Consider the following 5,891-nt stretch of genomic DNA (forward strand, 5'->3'; position numbering starts at 1 on the left):
TTTATTCTGGAAAATGTCAAGCAATTGCAGGGACATCAACAGGGAAAAACCTTAGAAGTTATTCTCGATACTTTGCAAGATTTAGATTACTATACCGATTATCGGGTTTTGAATGCGCTTAATTTTGGTTTACCGCAAAAAACGGAATCCATCAGGCCATTGGGTTTGAGCATTATAAATAATATCCGTGAGGATGGTATTTTGGAGATTAGCCAGACGCAAATCGGCGCTGCTTAAATCCGCTTGTTGCAAATTGGTTCCTAACAAACTAGCTTGACGGAGAATTGCACCGCTAAGATTGCATTGACTAAGATTGGCAGTGCCGAGGTTGGCCCCACTAAGGTTAGCTTGACTAAAGTTCGCTTTTGCCGCTTGCACAGACCACAAAATCGCCTTGCTTAAATTGGCACCCCGGAAGTTAACTGATTCTAGATTGGCATAGCTAAAGTCAAATTCACTGAGATTCAGACCAGATAAATCCAAACCTTGTAAATTTTCACCGTTTAAGCCGATCTTTAAGCCATTGTTGATCGCGCTCTCCAGTTGTTGACGGGTGACGCTAGACATTGTGTAGCCAGGAAAAAGTAAAAAAGCCTGTCAAGACGGGGAGCTTGCCCGTCTTGACATGATTAAAACTGGATTCGATCGCAGTTAACCAAACAAGGGTACAGTAACCCAATAACGTTTACGATAACCATTGCCAAAGTTAACTTCGATCGCTTTGCGGGCGATCAAAATCGCCTCATCGCCGTCAATATCGTAGCCAATCTCGGTGGAATTGGGTACAGTGGTGAATTCTAGAGGCATTCCAGCGCCACCGCGAGCAGACAGGGAAGCCAATTGTCGGCTAAACTCTGCCGCTAGTAACTGCTCATAGTTGCTAGGTTCGGGTGCTAAGACAGGAGCGATATCACCCTGGGGAGGCGGCGCACTGGCAGAGCGTACAGGACGACTACTTAACTGTTCGAGCGAGCGGACTGATGAATGCACATCGGTGACAGTACCATCATTATCCAGGGCAATTCGCACCGTACCTGCCCCCGGGGTAATCACTGGGACACCATTAATCAACTGTCGGAATTGGACAATCACACCAGTAGTAAACGGTCCGTCCAATTGTCCCGAACCGTTAGCCGTACCGCCGGCTTCGGAAGATAAGATAATTCGATCGAACACCACTGGGACTTCTTGGTCAAGACCGTAACGCCAGACTGCCTCCTGGGCTAAGGTTTGGGCGCTGTCCATAGCCAAAGGGTTGTAATTATAACGGTTAGGAGTTGCCAAACGAACATCAATTGACCCATCACTACCGTAGGCGATGCTTTGTTCCCCCGTCACCACGCGATAGGAGCCATTTCTGGTACTACCAACTTCTGACGGGATTTCCAGGTCAAGACCAAATCGTGCCGCTAGGCTGCGGGCAGCGGGTCGAGTAGCGTCTAGGGGTTGCAAACGACCGACGAGGAGATGCTGGGGTAAGACCAGTTGTGGTTGGCTACTGCGAGCCACATTGTACCATCGCCACCAATACCAAGCATTACTGACCCGTTCGCGAGAAAAATAGCGTTCATTAAAGAGACGATTTTTCGCCTCATCGGCACTGGCACCACAGGCCACCACCGAGGGGGCCTGGTCGTGGGCAATGCGCCAACTAGCATCTAACCAAGCGGTACTTAAAGGCTTATTCTTGTTCCATTCTTCCCAGAAAAATTTACCGTAATTGGGATTATCCCAACTAACAGTTTCATAGCCGAAGAGCATTCGCCAACCGCGATTACTAGGATGCCAAGTGCGAATCGGGTTGTGACCGCCCAGAACCCGCAGGGAAAGACAGGTAGACAGAAAAATGTATCTGACCCGCTCGTTAGCCCAAACTAACTTATCACTGCTAGAGACGATCGTACAACCTTCGTTACCCCACGGTTTGCTCATCGGTAGATAAAACACGCCATTGGCATCCATCCCGCCATGACCAGAGTGATAGAAGGCCATGACCGCATCTACCCCGTAGGTATCTTGCCAATCATCGTAGGGTTCGTAGTAAAGCCAGGGTTGTACGCCACAATCCTGATACCAAAAGTTTAAGGGGGTAAACTTTTTCACATAGTCTAACCAGCCTTGGGCATCTTCATGGGTATAGCGCAGGGTGCCAAAGGAGCAACCACAGCCCACTTCAATACTACAGCCGCCATAGAGATTCGCTCCGCCACGCAGGCCATCTTTGCTATCCTGACCGAGGGGGTTTTCGGCAAAGAGAGGAACGGCGGGAATTTCTGGTGTTTCGGACTTAGGAACGTTAGCTGCGGGGGGAATTTGAGTCGGTTGTGTTAATGTCATGGTATTTTCCTCGTTAAATCTTGAAAAAGTTTTAAAAAACGTAAATTTCCTGAATCACGTTGTTTTCTAGACGCAGATTGACGGGAAATTTTCTTTCCTTAGCGGCGGACAGTAGGGCAAGCATCCCCAAGAAAACACTGTCACTCTCGCTGGCAATCTTGCGCCAGCCGAGGCCGTCCACATAGGCGGCCGCATTGCGTTCTTGGTTAATCATCCACAAACCGGTAATCTGCTTTTTCTCTAGCCAAGCACTGCCGGGAACAGTGAAGGTCATCGTGGCAGCAACGGCAGAAATCTGGGCGATTTTTAGGCCAGAGTTGCTACCATCCCACCATTTGCCAGCAGGACTGGTGCTATCGGAAAACTCGGTTTTATAGGAGGCTCGAAATAGGTCGGCGTTATCACCAGCATTCACGCCTTTCTCCAAATCGAAGCGATTATCGGCCTGTTCTAAGGAACATTCGTAGTGTTGGCTAGGAGTCATCTGTTCCTCCTCGTTACCATTCTTCTGTTCGTCCACGTGCCAGATGGCTAGGCCTGCATCGGGGAGGAATGTATCCCGGCCAGTTTTCTGCCGGTTTTCGATCAGGAAATACTCGTTAGCGTTCTTACTGTAGAGGTAAAACTCATTCTTGGCCGCAGGAAGACTGGCGGTAAGACCTGGAGTTATCGCTGTCACTTTGCTGGCCCAACCGGCTTCATTTTTGAGATAGGCACAAACTTGTACGGGATTTTTATCATTGCCTCCGTAACACATCAGACAATAATTACCCACTCCTGCCGATTGACCGCCATAATCGTAGAGATCGGGAAAATCGCAAATCATGTGACCATTTTCATGACAGAAGGTACGCAAGGTCAGTTCACTACCCATATTGGTGATTTGGTAGTCGTATAACTTCTTGCCCCCCCCGACATCGTAGGGTGAAGCTAAACTCCAGGAATGAGGCCATAGTCCTTCGGCCCAATTGTTGACCCGCGGTCCGACATAGAAGACATTTAAGGCATAAATTAAGCCGTTACTATCACTACTCAACTGACTAAAGTTAAAGCCTTGGGATTTCAAATAATTGAGGGCTTCTAGAATCAGTTCTCGGGCGCGAGTACCATAGTCGATCGCTGGATCGGTATAATAGGAGCGATTATGGGCGGCGGTGTAATATTGGGTGACAACATTGGTATAGGTTAATTTTCCCTGGGAGTTGTCGTAGAAATAATCCCGTACTGACCCTTTATTGCCAAATCCGGCGTAACCAGGTAGGTTACAGAAGTTGCTGACTTCCTGTTGGGAAATGCTGGCGGCAACGTCGGGAAACTTAATCAAGATACATAATCCCAGATAGTTGCCCACAGTTACTGTTGAAGCTGGTCTGGCATCAGCACTGGTCGTCGCACTGATTCCCTGCAGCTGAGTTTTTTTTTGCTGACGACGGACTTGCCATTGACTGAACCCTTCCTGTAGCATCGGTGCGCTCTGAGCTTGTTGTTTGGCACTCTCGGTCTCGATGCGTAGATGGGGCTGGATGCCGAGGCTTTGGGGTGCTACTTGGCCGACTATCCCATCGGTGGCTATCAGTTGGCTTTTGTCTTCGGAAAGCTGGGCGTAGGTGTAAAAACCATTGTCAGGGTTTTTGACCACGGTATAGCCATCTAGGGTTTCAAAAACAGCATAATACTGGTTTCCCGATCCCCTGACCCGGATAGTGCTGCCGTCGGGATTGGTGAAGGTAAATTCCTCATTCACAAAGGGTGTAGGCATAGATTTGATTCTCCTTGCCAAAGAAATTTTGGCTTTCTCGATGAGAAGCTCTGTTCAAGAACTAAGTACAGGACAATGCACAATTTCAATAATCATCAAATTTTTCTGGGTTAACAATACGATGATCCGCGTAGGGAATTATGAAGATATCGCAGCAATCTGCCCTTTCAGTAGCCCCAACTTTTCGAGGGCAACTATAACCGCTGCCGTCCGAGTTTGTACCCCTAGTTTCCCGTGAATATGTTCTAGATGTTTTCGCACGGTTCCTTCGCTACATCCGATCACTTTTGCTATGGCGGCATTACTTTTATCTTGGGCAATCCAAAATAGCACTTCTGCTTCCCTTTTAGTCAGTCCCAACAATTCTAAGGCCGCAATCGAAAAAGAGGGCAGTTCTTGTTCTTCTAAGATTAGGAGAAACTGTTCTCCGATAAGAGTGGGAATCAGAAAAATGATTAACTGTCGTCCCTCTTGTTCTAGGCGTAAGGGTGAACAGGAAAAGGCTTGCTCATCCTTGGCTAAGAGTCGGGCAATCGGATGTTTAAACCACTTTTGCAAGGGTTCTGGTAAGGTGTTCGGGGTATGGGAGAGGGAATACTGGTACAGCAATTGTTCAGATCGTTCCGTAAGCATTTGCACGCTTCCAGCTATATCCATGACTATTAAACCTATCTGCTGGCAAAATTGGGGTAATCGTGGCTTTATTGCTTTTATTTGATTATATTTGTCCTTATTGTTTTCTGGCTCTCTCTCTGGGCTAGATAGCAAAGCTGCGAGACAGCGATCGCAACTTACCGAGAGCTTTGGCATCAATCCCATAAATTTCTCCACTATTCAAATAATTATCACAAAATCCATCTTTCTGCCCTAGTGGTGACGCTCTTATCTCAAGGCCTAGTGCTTGCTCAGAATATCTGTACTTTTAGAAAGCAGCAAATAGGCAACAGAAAATTAGGAAACAAACAAGAAAATATCTATGTCATCAACATCAGTCGCAGTGACAGAATTCCTGAAAACAGCCCCCTGTTAACTATAATTTCCTTTCATAAAACGCCAATTCAAGTCTGAATTACATGACTGTCTGCTCTATCCTCATAGAATACCTCATTCGGGTTACGATAGTCAAGACATTTTCGAGGACGATTGTTAATCAAGTTTACGGCTCTTTCTACCTCCTCAAACTTGGCTAAAAATACCTCTAAAGTTCGATTTATTTTTTGACGTAGCTGTGCTATAAGGTGATGAATTATCCCCATTAAGTTAGGATATTATCCAGGTCTTGCTAGGGATGTGATCGATGAATTTACTTAAAGATAAGCAGAAAATTCGTTTTGTTGACCTTTTTGGTGGTTTGGGAGGGTTTCGAGTCGCTATTGAACAAGTTTGTCGCCAACAAAACTTAGAATCTGATTGTGTCTTTTCCTGTGATATAGATAAAGACGCTCGGGCAATTTATCACGCTAATTTTGGCGACCAACCCCAGGGAGATATTACCGAAATCGCCGCCCTAGATATTCCCAATCACGATATTTTAATGGCAGGATTTCCCTGTCAACCTTTTAGTATTTGTGGTGATTTAAAGGGATTTGAAGATACCAGAGGCACGCTATTTTTTGAGATTGCCCGCATTTTAAAAGCCAAACAACCCGCAGCATTTATTCTGGAAAATGTCAAGCAATTGCAGGGACATCAACAGGGAAAAACCTTAGAAGTTATTCTCGATACTTTGCAAGATTTAGATTACTATACCGATTATCGGGTTTTGAATGCGCTTAATTTTGGTTTACCGCAAAAA

General features: G+C 46.2%; 5 protein-coding genes and 2 pseudogenes. 2 read left to right on the top strand and 5 right to left on the bottom strand.

Translation table 11 applies throughout. The features are described 5' to 3' along the window. Nucleotides 1-165: pseudogene (locus O9295_RS16090) on the top strand (DNA cytosine methyltransferase); the annotation flags it as partial. Here O9295_RS16090 and O9295_RS16095 read toward each other — a convergent pair. From O9295_RS16095 to O9295_RS16115, 5 genes and pseudogenes are all read right to left on the bottom strand, one after another. Then, nucleotides 130-567 carry a pentapeptide repeat-containing protein gene (locus O9295_RS16095; protein ID WP_002795826.1) on the bottom strand — a complete coding sequence of 146 codons (438 nt, stop codon included), beginning with the start codon at nucleotides 565-567 and terminating at the stop codon, nucleotides 130-132. The pseudogene O9295_RS16090 and the gene O9295_RS16095 sit on opposite strands and share 36 nt — an antisense overlap. 84 nt (nucleotides 568-651) lie before the next feature. Beyond that, entirely contained in the window at nucleotides 652-2,337 is a 1,686-nt protein-coding gene (locus O9295_RS16100; protein ID WP_012267439.1) for a DUF6345 domain-containing protein, read from the bottom strand. A gap of 31 nt (nucleotides 2,338-2,368) precedes the next feature. Continuing rightward, nucleotides 2,369-4,096, bottom strand: a complete 1,728-nt coding sequence (locus O9295_RS16105) for a M6 family metalloprotease domain-containing protein (RefSeq protein WP_002795828.1) — start codon at nucleotides 4,094-4,096, stop codon at nucleotides 2,369-2,371. 138 nt (nucleotides 4,097-4,234) lie between these two features. Beyond that, nucleotides 4,235-4,753, bottom strand: a complete 519-nt coding sequence (locus O9295_RS16110; protein ID WP_287237698.1) for a response regulator transcription factor — start codon at nucleotides 4,751-4,753, stop codon at nucleotides 4,235-4,237. A 401-nt stretch (nucleotides 4,754-5,154) separates the two neighbouring features. Then, nucleotides 5,155-5,280: pseudogene (locus O9295_RS16115) on the bottom strand (IS30 family transposase); the annotation flags it as partial. A 113-nt stretch (nucleotides 5,281-5,393) separates the two neighbouring features. Here O9295_RS16115 and dcm point away from each other — a divergent pair. Beyond that, nucleotides 5,394-5,891: DNA (cytosine-5-)-methyltransferase (gene dcm, locus O9295_RS16120; protein WP_288033827.1), on the top strand; the 498-nt coding region annotated here is incomplete at its 3' end.

Source organism: Microcystis sp. LE18-22.4A (assembly GCF_027531105.1).
Classification (GTDB): domain Bacteria; phylum Cyanobacteriota; class Cyanobacteriia; order Cyanobacteriales; family Microcystaceae; genus Microcystis; species Microcystis aeruginosa.

Bases quoted from the DNA above. Each gene is read 5' to 3' on its own strand.
- O9295_RS16100 (WP_012267439.1), bottom strand. From the start codon at position 2,337: ATGACATTAACACAACCGACTCAAATTCCCCCCGCAGCTAACGTTCCT.
- O9295_RS16095 (WP_002795826.1), bottom strand. From the start codon at position 567: ATGTCTAGCGTCACCCGTCAACAACTGGAGAGCGCGATCAACAATGGC.
- O9295_RS16105 (WP_002795828.1), bottom strand. From the start codon at position 4,096: ATGCCTACACCCTTTGTGAATGAGGAATTTACCTTCACCAATCCCGAC.
- O9295_RS16110 (WP_287237698.1), bottom strand. From the start codon at position 4,753: ATGGATATAGCTGGAAGCGTGCAAATGCTTACGGAACGATCTGAACAA.